Raw genomic sequence first — 17,070 nt, 5'->3', positions numbered from 1 at the left:
TCTCCTTCTATTTTTCCTGCGCCATACGTTCTAATGCTTTCTTATCTATTTTTCCTACGCTGGTCAGCGGCCATGTCTCTACCCGTTCTATCTGATCCGGCATTTTATACGCCGCAACGCCTATTTCCCGCAGGAACCTGTGTATTTCCTGCAAATCGATCCCGGCTTCATCATCGGTCACAAGGAATGCACATATCCGGTTTCCAAGGGTTTCATCCGTAACGCCGACAACGGCTGCCTCTTTGATTTTCGAATGCCTGCAAAGATAAGCTTCAATCTCTGAAGGCATGATCTTTTCTCCGGCGCGGTTAATCTGCTCTTTGATCCTCCCGCCCAAACGTAACCTTCCGTCTTTCGTCCACATAGCTTTATCGCCCGTCCGGTAAAATCCGTCCGACGTAAAGCTCTTTTTATTCGCTTCCTCCGCCATATAATAACCATCAATCGTATACGGGCCTCTGGATAATAATTCCCCAAAAACTCCTTCCGGTACGGCCTTATCTTCTTCATCCACAATCTTCACTTCATCCGCAGGAGACACCGGAGTTCCCTGGCATCTTGCGATCAGGGAACCTTCATCCTCCGGGCTAGTAAAGGACAGTAGCCCCTCCGCCGTACCAAATACCTGCATCAGTTTACACGGCCATTCTTCAATGATCTTATCCGCAAGGGAATCTTCCAGCATTGCGCCGCCCACCTGCAAAATCCGCAGGCTGGATATATCATAATCTTCATCCCATTCCAGCATTTCCATGCACACAGTAACCATAGCAGGAACCAATGCCGTTATCGTGACACCTTCCTCTGTAATTGCGTCAAGGATATCATCCGGGCTGGTCGCAGACGCAAGCACAACTTTTCCTCCCACGTCCAGCGTGCCTAAAAGCCCCGGGCAGCATAACGGGAAATTATGAGCTACCGGAAGAGACGCCAGATAAACGTCACTGCTATCCAGACGGCATCTCTTCGCGGACATGCGGGCATTATACATATAATCCGTATGGGTGCGCGGAATCAGTTTCGGAACCCCTGTCGTCCCGCCGGACAGCAAAAGCACCGCCGTTTCATACCCATCCACAGCCGGAAATGCTCCATTTTCTCCATACGTTTCCGCAATCATTCCACTGATATCCCCGGATTCGCTATCTACAAATATATGCCGGATACATGAATATTTCTCTTTCATCGCATTTGCCATCGGCACATATGAAAATCCCAGATATTTCTCCACCACAATATAAGCGGCCGGCTTTGCCAGTTCAATAATTCCTTCCAGTTCCGCCTCCCTGTGGGCCGGCAGCATCATGATTGGCACCGCCCCAATCTTGGAAAGCGCAAAAAACACGATCACAAAAGAAATCCTGTTCGGAAGCTGCACAAGCACTTTGTCTCCCTTTAAAATCCCTTTACGCAGAAAAGCTGCCGCAAGACAATCTGCTTTTTGCTTTAATTCCATATAACTGATCTCGTCTTCACTGTCCGTGACCGCAATTCTTTCTCCATATTTTTCCGCCCACCTATCAAGCTGTTCTCCAAATCCACATCTCTCCCAGCCTTCCAGATTCTCATATTTGCTCATATCTTTCTTATAACCCATTTTATCTGTCTCCTTTCTTATGCGCCGCCACATACGCAGCATATCCTTTGATCCTGACCGGATACAGAAACCAGTCCTGATCTTTCTTATCTTTTTCTGCAATTTTCTCGTTTCTGACAGAGAAGAAATCCATTCCTCTTCCTAATCCAATTCCAAGCGCCTTTACATATGCCTCTTTCGCCGCCCAGTACTGAAAAAACAGATCCGGTCCTTCATTTTTTACATCTTCCGCTTCTTCTGCAGTATAAAAATTTTCCGCTATCTCCCTATAGTCCGGGCACTCTGCCATCTCCTGCACATCTACTCCGATATCCATTCCGACAGCGAATACCGCCAGTATGAATTCACCCGAGTGCGAAATGTTAAAATCCACTGTCCGCTTTCCCGCAATCTTTTTATGATAAGGCTTACCCAGTTCATTGACAGAAAAATCAATCGTTTCCATATCTAAGTATCTTTTTAAGAGGATCCGCACGACAACCTTCCCGGCTATATAACGCATCCTGTCTTCAGGAAAACGGAATCTTCCGGCTTGCTCCAATTCCTGCCCACTCAGGATATATTCATGGTTCTTCCAGAAATCTGTCATTTCAGGCCAGCGGATACACCATATATGTATCTCATTTTCACGGATATAAAGTTTGTCTGCTGACAGAAATTCCTTTTCTCCGTATCGTTTAATCTCCATTTTTCATTCTCTAAAGCAGTCTCATGACCTCACTTATTACTTCGTCTTCACAATCCCTCAGATAAAAATGTCCTCCCGGAAATATCCGGTAGTTAAAATCATTGTCCGTATACTTTCCCCATTCCAAGATCGCACTCTCATCCGCTTCGTCGTCCTTTTCTCCGCCAAATGCAGAGATAGGTGTATGCAGCACTACTCCCGCTTTATCATAATACGTTTCATCCATGGTAAAATCCGCCCGCAGCATAGGCAGAAAGAAATCCAACAATTCCTGATTCTCTAGTATCTCTTTTGGCGTCCCTTCAAATCTTCCCAGTTCCCTCTTAAACGCTTCATCCGGAAGATGATAGATTGGATTTGGCTCCGGAATACTAGGAACCCGGCTGCCGGAAATAAACAGACATTTTGCAGTATATCCCGCTGCCTCCAACCGTTTTTCCAGCTCATAAGAGATCTTCCCACCCATACTGTGTCCCCATAAGGCATACGGTCCGTACACAACCTTTCTTACAGCCTCTTCCAGGTCATCTAACATAACCGACATATCTATATACGGTTTCTCCATGATCTGTTCTTCCCTTCCCGGAAGCTGAACTGGACATACCGTTACTTTCCCCTGCATCTTTTTCGCCCACTGGTTATAAGCAGAAGCACCGCCTCCCGCAAATGGCAGACAAAACAAGGTTATTTTCTCTTTACTAATATTTTCCGTATTTTTTATCAATTTCATATTCACTTTTATATTCCTCTGGCATAATGTTCTTTTTCTCTCTGTTTACCATCATTTTGTAATATGTTTTTCTCAATCACTTCTTATTTCTACCTGTAATTAGTTATATCTAACTCTTTGTCAAAAAAATTTTTGATCCATCCCAATATCAAACCGGACGCCAAAACAATATGCGCTACCATAATCCCGTTTACGATCAGGGAATATCCAATCACAGAAAAAACACCTGCTATCGCGCATTCAATAACTAAAATTACCCTCGCGCGCATCCCATAAACTTTTTTCTCTTTCGCATCCAACTTCTTGCTGCTGGCATCTACCGGCGCCATGATAAATATAACGCCAACTGCGACAAACCATATGATCCGCATTTGCCATATTACAGCCGGAGCAGACGCCAGATACAGACTGCATAGAAGGACAAGGATACCGGAAACAGCCATGCAGCCCCCTGCCTTTTCCAAATGAATCCCTCCGGCATACTGCCTTAAAACAGTAAAGGGCAATAAAAAGACTATCATCTCCATCCAATTCCCCGTTATGATGCCAAGTATGACGATGATAAGGTATATTACCACCCTGCCCAGCAGTACGCCGTAAGCATATTCATACAGCCTGCGGTCTTTCTCTTCAAGAATCCCATTCCTGCTTTGTAGTTCAAAAAGCCGGCCAGCCATTTTTTTCCACACTAGAATTTCCTCATTTTCTTAACTTCTTCCGGCTCATCTTCCTGATAGTACAGCCAGTTGCACGCCAGATTTGCCGTATACGCCGTCAAGCAGAGTGCAAGACAGTTTACAGCTCCAAGCAGTTTGATTCCCAGGTTTTTTCTGATTATTTTTTTCATAGTTACAAAGCCTCCTTTTTTCCGAAAGTTTACACAAAAATCGCCCTCTTTTCAATTACCGTGGCAAAAACGGTAACTTTTTGGGCGATTTTTGCACGTCCTTATTTGATTGTAAAGATCAGCTTAACAGAGAACTCCCGTTCTCCTGCCTCCACTCGCATAATTCCCGCATACTTTTTAACCAGTTTTCCAACCGTGTGCAGTCCGATCCCGTGACTGTCCGCGTCTCTTTTGGTGCTTATGTACCTGTCCTTGTCCTTTAACAGAGGGACGACATACCCATTGCAAAATTCCATGACAAGGAAATGCCCCGCATTTCCCATATACATCCTGCATTCCACATATCTGCCATCTTCTGTCTTTTCTGCCGCTTCCAGTGCGTTATCCAAAAGATTCCCTACGATCGAGATCAAATCCAACTCTTCCAGAAAATCCAGTCTGAGATCATTACCCAGGGTAATCCTATAGGATATATCCTTAGATTCTGCAAGAAATTTTCTTTCACATAGGATGCTGTTCAAGATCGGATGCTCACAATATACACTTTTTTGAAGATTCTGAATCCGGACGCCTAAATGTTCCATGATGTCCTTAACCTCTTGATTCTCTCCTTCTTCTATCAAGCCGGCTACTGTACAGATAAATTTATTTATATCGTGTAAGAATGCTCTGTTATCCTCATTAACCTTATTCATATACTGCAGATTGGCAATCTCCGCCCTGCTTTTCTGGTATAGCCGGTCCATCTTCTTCACTTCTTCTGATTTTTCTACAAACCTGTCAAATACTGTGAAAATGAAGATATTCGTCATTAACAGAAGCGAAGCTCCTACCGGAACCATGACCCTGTTCATTCCTTCAAAAGAAGTGTGCGAATAAAACATACATCCTAACATAACGATCGTTGCGGTTGGCAGCATGAGCAGCACTGTAAATGTTTTATTTTCAATCGTCAGATAATCCCTTTTCCTTGTTACCTGATCAATGCATTTAATAAACAGAAATGTCATGGTACTCATCAGCAGGAGTGCTAATGTCTTTTCTGTTTCAGTCCTGAAGCCCTCGGACGCACCAGTCACGCCATATGCATTCGTAAGTGCCGCAAAGAGAAATTCGGGAATAATTGCCAGCACATAATAGCAGCATACCGTAACCAGCTTCTTCCATATATTTCCCCGGAACACAACCATAGACGCAATCATATAGATTACCGGAATCATTACCATATTAAGTATTGAGGATTCCAGGCGGTTGGTTCCGAACATTGCCAGTGCTGCGATACAATATACGAGAAATTTTTCCCAGAATCTTTCTCTTCTGTATGGGAGTATGTTCTTTTCCAAGTCCTCCAACAGATACATCTGAAGAAGACAAATCAAATAATCTCTTATTATCATACCATGCCGTTCCTTTCCCCAAGAAATGTTATCAGTGCGTCGGCAAACTGTCCTTTTCTCGACCTCGAAACATTCAACTGGATTCCAAACGGCAGCAACGCAACGTTCTTTTCCAATCCTTCCACTTTTGCCAAATTCACAATATAGCTGTTGTGTGCATACTCAAATCCCCTTCCGGCCAGACACTCATACAGATCACTTAAAGATTCCTTGCAATGCATCTCTTCTATCTTTCCCTGTCTGGCAATGTATATCGTACAGCCCCTTTTCGCCAGACAGATATATAAAATGTCTTCCGTATGGATGCGCATTATCCTTCCCGCCGATGTAACTGTCACGGAAGAATCTCCACAGCACAATTTCACTTTTAATAAAATCATAGGTATTTCCTTTTTCAGACTTCTGTCATGCAGATCCTTCATGATGTACCGGAACGGTTGTCCAACATTAATGCTGTCAGGAGTCGGTTCAAAACAGCCGGAGCAGAACACCAATATCGCTGCTTCATTATATTCCCTCAGCTTCAGTACTGTTTTATTTCCATCCAATCCAGGCATACGCATATCCATAAAAATCAGATCATGCAAAATATCCGCATCTTCCAATAATTCTTTTCCTGATTCATATTCATAAAACCGTATCTCATTCGAAGACAGAATCCCTTCCGTTTCTATGACCGTCTTTATTTTCTCCCTGTATTCTTTATCATCGTCGCAAATTGCTATTTTACACATATTCATCCTCCAGTGTTAGTTTCTTCTAACCCTTTCCCATAAAAAAACCATCTTGCAGAATCTGAATCCTAAGATTATTTGCCTGTTCCTATAACTCCGGTTCCAAATCTGCAAAGATGGGATCTTCAAAAAATTCCTGTATTGTAATATCCAATCCATCGCATATCTTTTTAATTGTAACTACGCCAGCATTCCTGCTTTGTCCATACAAAATATTTTTCAGTGTTGAAGGCGGGACGCCTGAGCGCACCGCCGCTTCATTCACTGTGATATCTTTCTGCTTAATCAGATCGTTTAACCGATATATGACCGCTGTTTTTATATCCACGGTATCGACCACCTTTTTTTCTTCTATTTTATATAAATCGGCTTTAAAAGGTCGCCCATATATAGTCTTTTTGATCTATGCACGATATTTTTTTAACAGTTTTTCTTATTCTAGCAGAAATCCGCTAAATTTCTATATTTTATTAGATACATGAAACCCTGTGAGAACATTTCTGATCCTACGCAGGGTTTTCCACTTTGTTATAAAATTTTTATATTTTGCAGTATGCTGGATCGGAGTTATCATTCAACTTTCCTTCTGCTGCCGATTGTAAAAACATATTTTTACGAATAAATATTCAGCAGTTCTTCCGGAGAAAGCAGTGTAATCCAAAAGGAAAGAAAATCCTTTTTATTCCTTGTCACAATCGCATCACACTGATTCTCCTTCGTACAAGTTGCAAGTAGGCAGTCTTCAAAATCAGATACTCTCTGCAAATAAGCAGGCAGCACATCTTCGTTCGTCACTGTCAGCACTTTTGCTATGTCCAAAACGGAGCCAAGTGCCTTTCTATAAATTTATACCGTTCTTACATCCCGATCAGCTCCTCTCTCCAGCTCATCTTTTCCCTGCTTTTCTTGGATTTTTCTCTTATTGATTTCCAGTCGTTCATGAATAGATGGCTTCTTTGCCTTCGTAGTTGCTTTATTCTTTTCTGTTTGCATACTCGAAACTACCTTTTTCACAGCTTTGTCATTATCCCCTTTTGTCACATTCGCTGCTCTTGACGCTTCTACTCTGCTGTCCTGCTTTTCTGCAACCTGCCGTTCCTGCTTTTCCTGCACACTTTTTTCTTCCAGACTGCAAAAGCTCTGCAAATATGGCAGCACATGGTTCTGCATATCGGTCAGATCTTCCATACACTTCTGAAACTCTTCATTTCCCTTGTTTTTCAGATAACCAATCCAGCTTTCATCCGTAAGTTTCAGTTCATTTTGGAGTTTCAGCTGACTTAAAATACCGCCATTTCCTGTTCCAATATCTATTTTCCCTTTGAAATGTTGCATCATTTTATCGCCTTTTTCCGCATAATATATAGTAAAAAACATCTGGGCTGTTACCATCGGCTCATCCGTCCTCGGATTACGGTCTGCGTACCATTCCTTATCCTTCTGTGCAGTACGGGAATCCAGATCTGAGAGCTTCTGACAGCGTGGTTCCATCAGCTCTCGCTTTTCACAGTAATTCACATACACCATCGGCTCTGTTTCTTTGGATATATCTGGTTCGTAGGATTTCAGCCGTTCCAGCAAAACACCTGCCCACACGGACTGCTCACAGTCTTCTTCAATCACATCCTTCAGAAAGGAAATATAAGAACCAACATTTCCACTTTGCAGATCCAGCATGACTTCCTGTATGGTATCCTGCCCTGGCTCTACATGGTCCCGATAGTCATACGGATCGAAGTCTTCCGCAATCTCATCCAATGCTGCTGCCAGTTCTTCTGTTGTCATTTTTTTCGGATACATTGCCTCACGCACATCCTGAATCGGGATATATTTATAATCAGGCAATGCTTTATGAATCTTCTCCAAACCTTCACGCACCACCGGCTGATCTTTTAAAAACCGCACATTATCCAAGAAGTCGCCGTGTATCGTTGTTCCCATTACAATTAACAGTTCTGTTTCATCAAACAAGCTATCCTCCGGATCACGATAAATAATCCCCATTCCACTGCCTTTATAAGCGTTTTCCGGATCTTCTCTGTACTTCTCATAGATTGCTGCGATTTCTTTCACATCTGTGCTTTTCTCATAAGCTCCCATATCATGAATTTCATCACATTCTGCAGCATAATATTCCAGATAAGCTTCTTTCTTAGGCGGCATATTATTGAGTACATTATCAATCATGTTATAATTGGCCTCTTCCAGTTCCTCCACCTTTGCCAATGGCTTATATTCGCCCTGGCTTTTCTGAATCTCTGCCATTACAACTTCATCCATTTCTTCTACTTTCTCCATCAACCGATCATAATCTCCACGGATGCGTTCTCCAGTCCAGCCTTCGTCTTCCAAAAGTTCCTCCGCCGCTTCTTCAATAGAAATTTCATCATTCTCATAAACGCCACCATCCATCAAGCGGAAATCTTCATCGTAAAAGGAATAATCATATCCTTCTTCTGTTCTCTGAATAGCAAAGTAACGTTCTCCTACCTCATATGCCAGTTCACTAAGGACCTGTTCTTCCAGATTCAGGAAAGAATCTAGCTGTTCAAAACTGATACTGTCTACAAAATGAGCAGTTACTTTTTCCCCGTCATTCAGAACTACGATATCACTGACAGACAGGGAATGCCCACGGAAATCTTCCGGTCTATCAATGTTGAACCTTTCAAAAATATCATCCAGTGACATATTTCCTGATAATTCACCAACATAGACCAGCTTGTAATCTTCTTTTTTTATCTTCATACCATGACTTTCAATAAAACTCATATTCATAAAAGCATAGTTTTCGCCCGGTGAATCATCCCGGATCTGATAAATACCAAATACCCTTCTTGTTCCTAACAACAGGTTTGCTTCTTTCAATGACTGAATCTGTGGATATTTCTGCATTTCCCATTCCAGGTTACGGAAACGCTCCAGTTCTGTCATAGACATCTGATAATGCTCTGGTCCTCGTTCAATTTCCATACGTTCTGTGACATACATCGGTGATGAAAAATTAGTGATCAGATAGATATCTGCTCCTGCATCGTATAATTTCAGTGCTTCTTCCTGCTCAATGACACTCATAGGCTCCTGAAATGCTCCTAAATTTTCTTCTGCATAATCTAGGTTGTTATCCTTTATCCGTTCCCACATCTGCAATTCCATTCCAAACAAACCGTCGTGTGCCTGTATCATTTCTTTACTCGCATATTCACCTTTACTGCCATCACTTCCAAGGCAATAAATCTTAGAACCCATTCTGTGATAATCCAAGGCTGCTTCTTTTCTAAGTGGCACCATATCTTCTGCTGTATATCCATAGTCACGTAATTCCAGCTTACCTATGGTTGGATCCAGCAGTTCTTGAATATCCATTCTTGCGTCATCCAGCAAATCCTCTACACCTTCTTGATCTGCCTGACTCACTGCATCTGCCAGATTTCTTACCAAATTCCTAACTTTCTCTTCCTCGCCGATCAGATTCGCATATTCAAAAATCTGTTCTTTTACATCTGTTGAAAATTCTATATCTCTACGCTCTGCCTGAGCAATCCGTTCCTGCGTATATTCCTGCATTTTCTGCGTTTCTTTTCCTGTTATCATATTTCTCGCCATTCAAATTCCTCCTGTGTTCTAAAAAATGGCATAACAGGCAGAACCTTCTTCTACCAAATTATGCCATCTTTCCTGTTTATTTATTCCAGACCGAAGTCCCGTTTTCTGTTTTCCTTGCCAGTTTCACTTTCCCGCTGACTCTTTTCTTTATAAATCTGCAGTTTTTCATGGATAGAACCACGTGTCGGTCTTTCTTCTTTCTCATCTGATTCAGACACCTCTGTTTCTGCATCTTCCCGTTCATCCATATTGAGCAATGCATTTAATTCTGACAGTCGCTCCAGTTTCTGGTTCAACTCCTCTTCTTTTGGAAATGGCTTTCCAACCTCTTCTTTTGCATTTGCAAGCTGTTCATATACTGTTTCCAGTCTTTGTTGTGCTTCTGAAAGCTTCTCTGGATAACTGTCCAACAGATTGTTGATACGAGTAATATTTCCAAGTGCATCTGCTCCAAGATGAACTTTCGAGACAGCCTCATGTTTGACAGATAGAATAAATTCTTTACTCCATCCATCAAACTGAATCCTCATATTGAATCCCTGATAGTTTCCGATATCCATCGCAGCATCTACAGCTTTAATATCTTTACATACCGCCAGAAGTGCTGCTCCTGCCTCTTTCTTTTCTGTGAACTCTTTGCCGCCAATCTCCATAGTAAACTGCTCTGGATCTGTGATTTTATGCTCTGAGTAATGAGCGATGTCTGCCTTGTAGCTGTCAATGATTTCTGTCAGTTTTGCAATCTGTTGTGGAAAATTCCTTGCAATATCATCTTCCAGGCGGTACTGGTTATTCATGTGGTTGGCTTTTAAAAGTTTTAATTTTGCCACATCAACATCCAATGCCATCTTCTCTTTTACTGCTGGATTTCCGGTTGCAAGAGCTTTGACCTCTGCATAGGAAAGTGCCGCTTCGTCCACATCCTCACAGCTTCGCACAGGTGCTTTGCTGGTCATAATCTGAGAAATGAATTTCTGCTTGTTCTCAATCAACTGCCACATGTAGCTGTCAAATGTGGATTCAGTTACATACCGGAAGATATGAACCTTTTTATTATGATTTCCCTGACGGATAATACGCCCTTCCCTCTGTTCCAAATCAGATGGTTTCCAGCCAATATCCAGATGGTGCAACGCAATCAGACGGTCCTGCACGTTGGTCCCGGCACCCATCTTTGCTGTTGAGCCAATCAAAAAACGAACCTGCCCGGATTTCACTTTTCCAAACAGCTCCGTCTTCTTTGCTTCTGTATTTGCATCATGAATAAAAGCAATCTCTTTTTCCGGTACACCTTTCGCTATCAGTTTCTGCTTCAAGTCATCATAAACATTGAAACTGCCATCACCTTTCGGTGTGCTCAAGTCACAGAAAATCAATTGTGCAGATTTCTGTGCTGCCGTGTCTTTCCAGATCTCATAACTTTTCTCTGCACAGACTGATATTTTGCTTTCTGGATTATCTGGCAATAATTCGTTCACCAAACGCTGATCCAATGCCAATTTTCTTCCATCATTGGTAATTTTCAGCATATTATCAACCGAAGCATCTACCCCTCCGTTTCTGACAACTTCTGCACGTTCCCCCAGACTTTCTACGATTTCTTTCTGCTGTTCCGTTGGTTTCAGCACCACTGTTTCATATTCCGCCTCTGGCACAGGAAGCTTTAACTGATCGGAAGTCTTGATATCTGCAATCTCCTTAAACATATTCATCAGTTCCGGAATATTATAAAATCTTGCAAATCTTGACTTTGCACGGTAGCCTGTTCCTTCTGGTGCAAGCTCAATGCTCGTGACTACCTCGCCAAAGGTGGAGGCCCAGGAATCAAACAGTCCAAGTCCCATATTTTGTAATTTGCTGTTCTGCAGATACCTCTGCATAACATACAATTCCGTCATGCTGTTGCTAATCGGTGTGCCCGTAGCAAAGGTAATGCCTTTTCCTCCGGTAATCTCATCCAGATACTGACATTTATTAAACATATCCGCCGACTTCTGTGCTTCATTCTGTGCAATCCCGGCTACATTTCTCATTTTTGTATAAAGAAATGCGTTTTTATAACTGTGTGCTTCATCTACATATAAATGATCCACTCCCAGTTCTTCAAACGTAACTACCTGATCTTTTTTCTCTTTCTGATTCAGTTTCTCCAGCCTTGTCTGCAATGTTTTTCTTGTCTTTTCAATCTGTTTGACGGTATAACGTCCACCATCCTGTTCATACCTTGCACTCTGGATTGCCATTTCCAGATCATCAATCTGCCTCTGAAGCATGGCTTCCTGTTTCTCATCAGAGATTGGAATACGCTCAAACTGGGAATGACCAATAATAACAGCATCGTAATTTCCCATAGCGATTCTGGCACAGAACTTCTTTCGATTTGCCGGTTCAAAATCCTTTTTCGTTGCTACCAGAATGTTCGCCCCTGGATATAACTGCAGGAATTCTGCTCCCCACTGCTCCGTCAAATGGTTTGGAACTACAAAGAGGTTTTTCTGAGATAATCCCAGACGTTTGCTCTCCATTGCCGCCGCTACCATTTCGTAAGTCTTCCCAGCTCCTACTACATGTGCCAGAAGCACATTATCACCGTATAGCTGATGTGCGACTGCATTTTTCTGATGCGGTCGAAGTTCTATTTCCGGATTCATTCCTGGGAAAGTCAGATGACTTCCATCGTATTCACGGGGACGGATACTATTAAAACGTTCATTGTACACGCTTACCAGTCTTTCTCTCCTCTGCTGATCCTTAAAAATCCAATCTTGGAATGCAGCCTTCAAAGCATCCTGCTTTTGTGATGCCAACATAGTTTCTTTTTTATTCAAAACTCGCACTTCATCCCCATTGTCATTTACGACTTTATCATAGATTCTAACATCTTTTAGATTCAAGGTATCTTCCAGAATCCGGTAGGCATTTGCTCTCTCCGTTCCATACGTTGCATAGGCAAACGCATTTCTTGGACTGTCGGCGTTCTTTCCTGTAATCCTCCACTCACCATTTATCTCAGAGAATTTTACCTGTATTTCCTTCTGCGCAAGATACCTCGGCGTATGAAGCAGTTCCACCATAAACTCCTGATAATCCGAAGGTTCAATCCAGGTGGCTCCAATACGCACTTCAATCTCCGATGCTTCCAGATCTCTCGGCTGAACTGCCTCCAATGCACGGACATTCGGTGTGAATTCTGGATGATTCTCTGCAAAAGTTCTCGCTGTATTTAATTTATCCCTAACATTTCCGGACAGATATTCATCTCCACTTTCCCACTGGTCTGTCAGTGGATTTTTGAAGATAACTCCAACCAGCTCTTCTGTGATTTTCTCTTCGGTCTTTCCGGTCAACTGTGCCATATATGGGAGATCTACTTTAGCCTTTTCATTTAGGGACAAAGCAAGTGCTTCTGTGGCTGTCTCCACACTTGTCACAGCGACCGCCTTTTTAATGGTTCGTTTGGTAAACATGTCCGCTTTCCGCTTCAATGTTCCATCTTCATTCAAGTCTTCCAGGGAACACAGCAGACAATAAGAAGAGTCATCAGAAAATGCACGTTTGTTAGCATTACTTCCAATAACTCCATACTTTGCTGTGTAGGTATCATACACCTGATTCAGTTTTTTCTGCTGTTTCTGGATTTCTTCGTCTGTGACAAATTCTTCCATCTGCATGGCGATCAGTTCACGAACGGTATCACGGATTGCAACCATGCCTTTTACACGTTCTGCAGTGGCTGCAGGCATTTTCACCTGATTCATCAAAGAATTGACACGGTAATATACCTGATCATCTACCACCGTATAGCTGTAATTTCGAACATTCGGATCTGCCGGAATACTCTCTGGCATCTCATCCAGTTCTGCCTCTATATCTACTGCCGCTACCATGCTTCCCTTGATGTGTTTTACAGCTTCTTGTAACTGTAATTCCAGATCAGCTCCTTCCATTGGAGCACAGGTTGTTTCCATACCATACGGACCGGACACTTCTTTCATCTCACCAAGAATCAATCCCGGATGCTGAACAAAATACTTGTTAATGGTAATCCCATTTGCATCACTCTCCAAATTCACCCAGTCTGGCATCTCTTTTGTGAAACTCTCACGCTTCTGGAAAAACAAAATATCAGCACTGACTTCTGTTCCTGCATTTGCCTTAAAAGCTGTGTTCGGCAGTCGGATTGCCCCCAGCAAGTCTGCACGCTCTGCCAAATATTTCCGGACTTCCGGTGATGCCTTGTCCATAGTTCCCTTTGTTGTGATCAACGCAGCTACACCACCTGGACGTAACTGATCTATAGTCTTGGCAAGAAAGTAATCATGAATCATAAAATTGTAGCGGTCATACTGACGGTCATTGACCTTATATGCACCGAATGGCACATTTCCGATTGCCACGTCAAAGAAATCATTGGGATAATCCGTCTTCTCAAAGCCTTTGATCTGGATATTGGCATCTGGATAGAGAAGTTTAGCAATTCTGCCACTGATGCTGTCCAGTTCCACTCCATAGAGTTTGGACTGGTTTAGATTCTCTGGAAGCTTTCCAAAGAAGTTCCCGACTCCCATAGATGGCTCCAGGATATTTCCCTTTGTAAATCCCAGATTCTCCAACACCTGATACATACTTTCAATCACAATCGGCTGTGTATAATGAGCATTTAATGTGGAAGCTCTGGCTGCAGCATATTCTTCCGGTGTAAGGACGGTCTTTAATTCCAGATATTCTGTCTCCCATGCAGATTTTGTCTCATCAAATGCATCTGCAAGACCTCCCCAGCCAACGTACCTGGATAAGATTTCCTGTTCTTCCGGTGTTGCATTGCGATTCTCATCCTCACATTTCTTTAACAACTGGATAGCCATGATATTGGCACGGAACTTTTCTTTTGCTGTACCCTGTCCAAGCTCATCATCTGTGATGCGGAAGTTCGTTGCTGGAATCGTTTCTGATATTCCGTTAATCTCTTCCAAAGATTCTTTTTCTTCCGATACCTCAACTTCTCCAGATAATTCTTTTTCTTTTTTATCATAATCTGTCCACACACGTTGAGAAATAGCAGTAAAATACAAGGACTCTTCCTCCATAATTTCTTCCCTGATTTCCCGTAATTCATCTAAAGTATCCGCATTTACAGTTTTGTTGTGATAATGATAATAAAGTACTTCTTGTCCGAGTTTTACATCCAGACGTTCCAATTCTTGTGTTGACATTCGATTCCAAATATCATCTTTTTCCGTATGAATCGTGAAACCTTCTCCATCATCATGATATTCTAATGTGTATTGAAGTCGATTCGCTTCTCCCTTAACTTTGCAATCAAAATCGTGGATTTTTGTTCTGGTACCAGACATATATTCTGAATCAACTAATCGCAAATCAGTTATATCTTCCGCTGTCAAAGTATCCTGCTCCAGCTGTTCTCCTAACATCTGCTGTGCTTCTTCCAAATCTGCCAGTCTTTGTGCTTCCTGTCGTTCTTCGTACTTTTCCATTTCTTCCGGTGACAAATAATCATCTGTGCGGATTAACTGGCGAACACGTTCTGCAACCTTGTTCCACTTTAATAAAACTTCTACCTCTGGACTGCCAATTTTCCCTTTTGCAAGTTTTAATCCTTTTGCATCATGGGATGCGTCGGAAGCATCTGCTCCTGGTATTCCGGGTGAAGAACCACCTGTTCCATATTCATTTTTCAGGAACTCAGCTGCATCTTTCATATCATGGTGCTCCATGAAATACTCATAGATTCGGTTACGTCCTCCGGCAGTAATACCGCCTCTTCTTAACACTGCATCAATTTCATCCTGTGTGATAAAGGATAGTGCCGGACGTTCGACCGTAAATTTCTGGTCTACCCAGGAACGCTCCCTCTAAAGATCCTGAAAGCGTTGGAAATATTCCGGATTATGCTGAATCTCCCAGCGGTAATAATCTCCCGGATTCTCATCCATATATTTCTGCAGCCATTCAAAACGATAGACAATCGCATCTGCTTCCTCTTGATCTGTCCATGCTCCACTCACTACATCCTGCCAGTCTGAATATGATTGTTTCTTTTCCCAGTTTCTGCAAGTATCCCGAAAATGAAGTGCAAGAAGATTGGTCATTTCTTCCTGCTCCTGTTCAATGGCATTATTGGAAATCAAATTATCCACGTAATTTCCATCCTCATACATATCCCGAATTCTGTTCGCTGCTTCTTCCCACGTAACCATGCGGTCAAAGTTTCTTCTGGCAGAGTCCCCTCGCCGGATACGGATACCATCATTGTCATACCAGATACTGATTTTCTGACCATCTATGGTAAATCCTTTGCCACCAGTTCCATATTCATCTTTCAGAAAACTCCGCATTTCTTCATTATCCAGACCTTCAATCAGTCTTGCTGTAATATGAAACAGTGTATTTTTCTGTCCGCTTCCCGTGCGGAGAATATCATTTACCACTTCATCGGAAATAAGAAAAGCGGCTGGCTGTTCCAATGCAGCTGCCGCTTTCCTTATTTCTCCTAACTGTTCCTCTTCTGTTGGGAACAGACTTAACTGTAAATAATCTCCTGAATCACCAGCTCCTCTGCCTGTGCCTTGATCTGGTTCATGTGTCTGGTCCATGCCATCCCGTCTGCCATTTTGTCCGGTGCCGGATCTTTCTCCAGAAGTTCGTTCATCAGGTCGTCTACTCTCTGTCTTGCCTGGCTGTCGATCTCCATCAGATGACTGTCCAGACGGTTCTGCAGTGTCAGAATGTTGAACCTGGCTACCTTGTGATTTCTCAGATACTCTTTCCGCATCATTCCGTACTTGCCGATGGTTCCTCTCGTCTCTTCCAGGCTGATATCTGGAATCTGATACTCTCCGTTCTGGCTGTAACTGATCTCTCTCATAGTCTGTTTCCTCCTTTTTTTCTTCTCTATCTTCTGTGTTATCTGTATTGCTTTCGCGAATTAACGTGTTAAATTCATTATAAGCTACTTCTTTTTCTTTTGCAACCGTTTTCAGGTCATTTTCCAGATCATTCAGAACATATCGTCCAATCTGCATCAGAACTGGTCTGCTGATCTCGTTGACTGCACTTCCCAGATGTCCTAATACTTTCAGCTGATTGAAGTCCGTAATATGCCGAAAATCCTCTGCATCCAGATATTCCTGTACATCCAGTCCACACCTGTTTAGTAATACATACCAGACACTATTGGTCATCAGTTCCCGGAATTCTACTTCCTGATTCTGTTCGTCCAGTTCTTCCAAAAATGTCCCTGTCACATCCAGTCTCAGTTCTTCCAATGCATCTGGAAGCCATTCCTGCATACTCTCCTTCGCTGCCTGATGCAGACTTTCAGCAAGTCCTCCTTCTGTATCTTCCAGTGATAACTGCTCCTGCAGATAATCTGCCACCAGATGTTCTCCTTCTACTGGAAGATTCCATAACTGAGGATCCTTTCCAAGATTCCGCACTTTATAAGTGTCCT

General features: G+C 42.6%; 12 protein-coding genes and 1 pseudogene. All 13 read right to left on the bottom strand.

Annotated features, from left to right (window positions below):
- Positions 1–7 precede the first annotated feature (7 nt).
- The 13 genes and pseudogenes from G5B12_RS13090 to G5B12_RS18530 all read right to left on the bottom strand — a co-directional run bounded on the left by G5B12_RS13090 (position 8) and on the right by G5B12_RS18530 (position 16,485).
- A complete protein-coding gene (locus tag G5B12_RS13090) occupies positions 8–1,597 on the bottom strand; it encodes a (2,3-dihydroxybenzoyl)adenylate synthase (protein ID WP_117576640.1) in 1,590 nt (529 codons plus the stop codon).
- A 1-nt stretch (position 1,598) separates the two neighbouring features.
- Positions 1,599–2,285 carry a 4'-phosphopantetheinyl transferase family protein gene (locus tag G5B12_RS13085; RefSeq protein WP_117457266.1) on the bottom strand — a complete coding sequence of 229 codons (687 nt, stop codon included), beginning with the start codon at positions 2,283–2,285 and terminating at the stop codon, positions 1,599–1,601.
- Between the two features lie 10 nt (positions 2,286–2,295).
- Positions 2,296–3,015, bottom strand: coding sequence for a thioesterase II family protein (locus G5B12_RS13080; protein WP_179961961.1), 720 nt, complete (start codon positions 3,013–3,015; stop codon positions 2,296–2,298).
- A gap of 89 nt (positions 3,016–3,104) precedes the next feature.
- Positions 3,105–3,704: an accessory gene regulator ArgB-like protein gene (locus G5B12_RS13075; protein ID WP_138344128.1), complete on the bottom strand. Its 600-nt coding sequence runs from the start codon at positions 3,702–3,704 to the stop codon at positions 3,105–3,107.
- Complete coding sequence (locus tag G5B12_RS13070; RefSeq protein ID WP_005344225.1) at positions 3,704–3,862, bottom strand: cyclic lactone autoinducer peptide; 159 nt, start codon at positions 3,860–3,862, stop codon at positions 3,704–3,706. Before G5B12_RS13070 ends, G5B12_RS13075 begins: the two co-directional genes overlap by 1 nt.
- Positions 3,863–3,963: 101 nt before the next feature.
- The gene (locus G5B12_RS13065; protein ID WP_243873952.1) at positions 3,964–5,205 is read right to left on the bottom strand and encodes a sensor histidine kinase; all 1,242 of its coding nucleotides are present in this window, start codon (positions 5,203–5,205) and stop codon (positions 3,964–3,966) included.
- A gap of 50 nt (positions 5,206–5,255) precedes the next feature.
- A complete protein-coding gene (locus G5B12_RS13060; protein ID WP_008688094.1) occupies positions 5,256–5,993 on the bottom strand; it encodes a LytR/AlgR family response regulator transcription factor in 738 nt (245 codons plus the stop codon).
- 88 nt (positions 5,994–6,081) lie between these two features.
- Entirely contained in the window at positions 6,082–6,321 is a 240-nt protein-coding gene (locus G5B12_RS13055) for a helix-turn-helix domain-containing protein (protein WP_008688092.1), read from the bottom strand.
- Positions 6,322–6,605: 284 nt separating this feature from the next.
- On the bottom strand, positions 6,606–6,812 hold the full coding sequence (locus G5B12_RS18540) for a PIN domain-containing protein (protein ID WP_024728263.1): 207 nt from the start codon (positions 6,810–6,812) through the stop codon (positions 6,606–6,608).
- Positions 6,813–6,839: 27 nt separating this feature from the next.
- Positions 6,840–9,599, bottom strand: coding sequence for a YodL domain-containing protein (locus G5B12_RS13050; RefSeq protein WP_119233051.1), 2,760 nt, complete (start codon positions 9,597–9,599; stop codon positions 6,840–6,842).
- A gap of 80 nt (positions 9,600–9,679) precedes the next feature.
- Positions 9,680–14,527, bottom strand: a pseudogene (locus G5B12_RS13045) (DEAD/DEAH box helicase family protein); the annotation flags it as partial.
- 945 nt (positions 14,528–15,472) lie between these two features.
- Positions 15,473–16,213 (bottom strand): hypothetical protein, encoded by a 741-nt coding sequence (locus G5B12_RS18535; protein WP_420370581.1) that lies wholly within the window; start codon positions 16,211–16,213, stop codon positions 15,473–15,475.
- Positions 16,141–16,485 (bottom strand): TnpV protein, encoded by a 345-nt coding sequence (locus G5B12_RS18530; protein WP_070102393.1) that lies wholly within the window; start codon positions 16,483–16,485, stop codon positions 16,141–16,143. The genes G5B12_RS18535 and G5B12_RS18530 overlap by 73 nt, the downstream gene beginning before the upstream one ends.
- Between the last annotated feature and the right edge of the window lie 585 nt (positions 16,486–17,070).

Source organism: Blautia sp. MSK.20.85, from assembly GCF_013317245.1.
Taxonomy (GTDB): Bacteria; Bacillota; Clostridia; order Lachnospirales; family Lachnospiraceae; genus Blautia_A.
Note: the sequence above shows the minus strand (reverse complement) of the source record. Positions and strands in the feature narration are given on the sequence as shown.

What these genes read in the sequence shown, in the direction of transcription:
- G5B12_RS13090 (WP_117576640.1), bottom strand. Translation starts at nt 1,597, where the DNA reads ATGGGTTATAAGAAAGATATGAGCAAATATGAGAATCTGGAAGGCTGG.
- G5B12_RS13085 (WP_117457266.1), bottom strand. Translation starts at nt 2,285, where the DNA reads ATGGAGATTAAACGATACGGAGAAAAGGAATTTCTGTCAGCAGACAAA.
- G5B12_RS13080 (WP_179961961.1), bottom strand. Translation starts at nt 3,015, where the DNA reads ATGAAATTGATAAAAAATACGGAAAATATTAGTAAAGAGAAAATAACC.
- G5B12_RS13070 (WP_005344225.1), bottom strand. Translation starts at nt 3,862, where the DNA reads ATGAAAAAAATAATCAGAAAAAACCTGGGAATCAAACTGCTTGGAGCT.
- G5B12_RS13060 (WP_008688094.1), bottom strand. Translation starts at nt 5,993, where the DNA reads ATGTGTAAAATAGCAATTTGCGACGATGATAAAGAATACAGGGAGAAA.
- G5B12_RS13050 (WP_119233051.1), bottom strand. Translation starts at nt 9,599, where the DNA reads ATGGCGAGAAATATGATAACAGGAAAAGAAACGCAGAAAATGCAGGAA.
- G5B12_RS18535 (WP_420370581.1), bottom strand. Translation starts at nt 16,213, where the DNA reads ATGGACCAGACACATGAACCAGATCAAGGCACAGGCAGAGGAGCTGGT.
- G5B12_RS18530 (WP_070102393.1), bottom strand. Translation starts at nt 16,485, where the DNA reads ATGAGAGAGATCAGTTACAGCCAGAACGGAGAGTATCAGATTCCAGAT.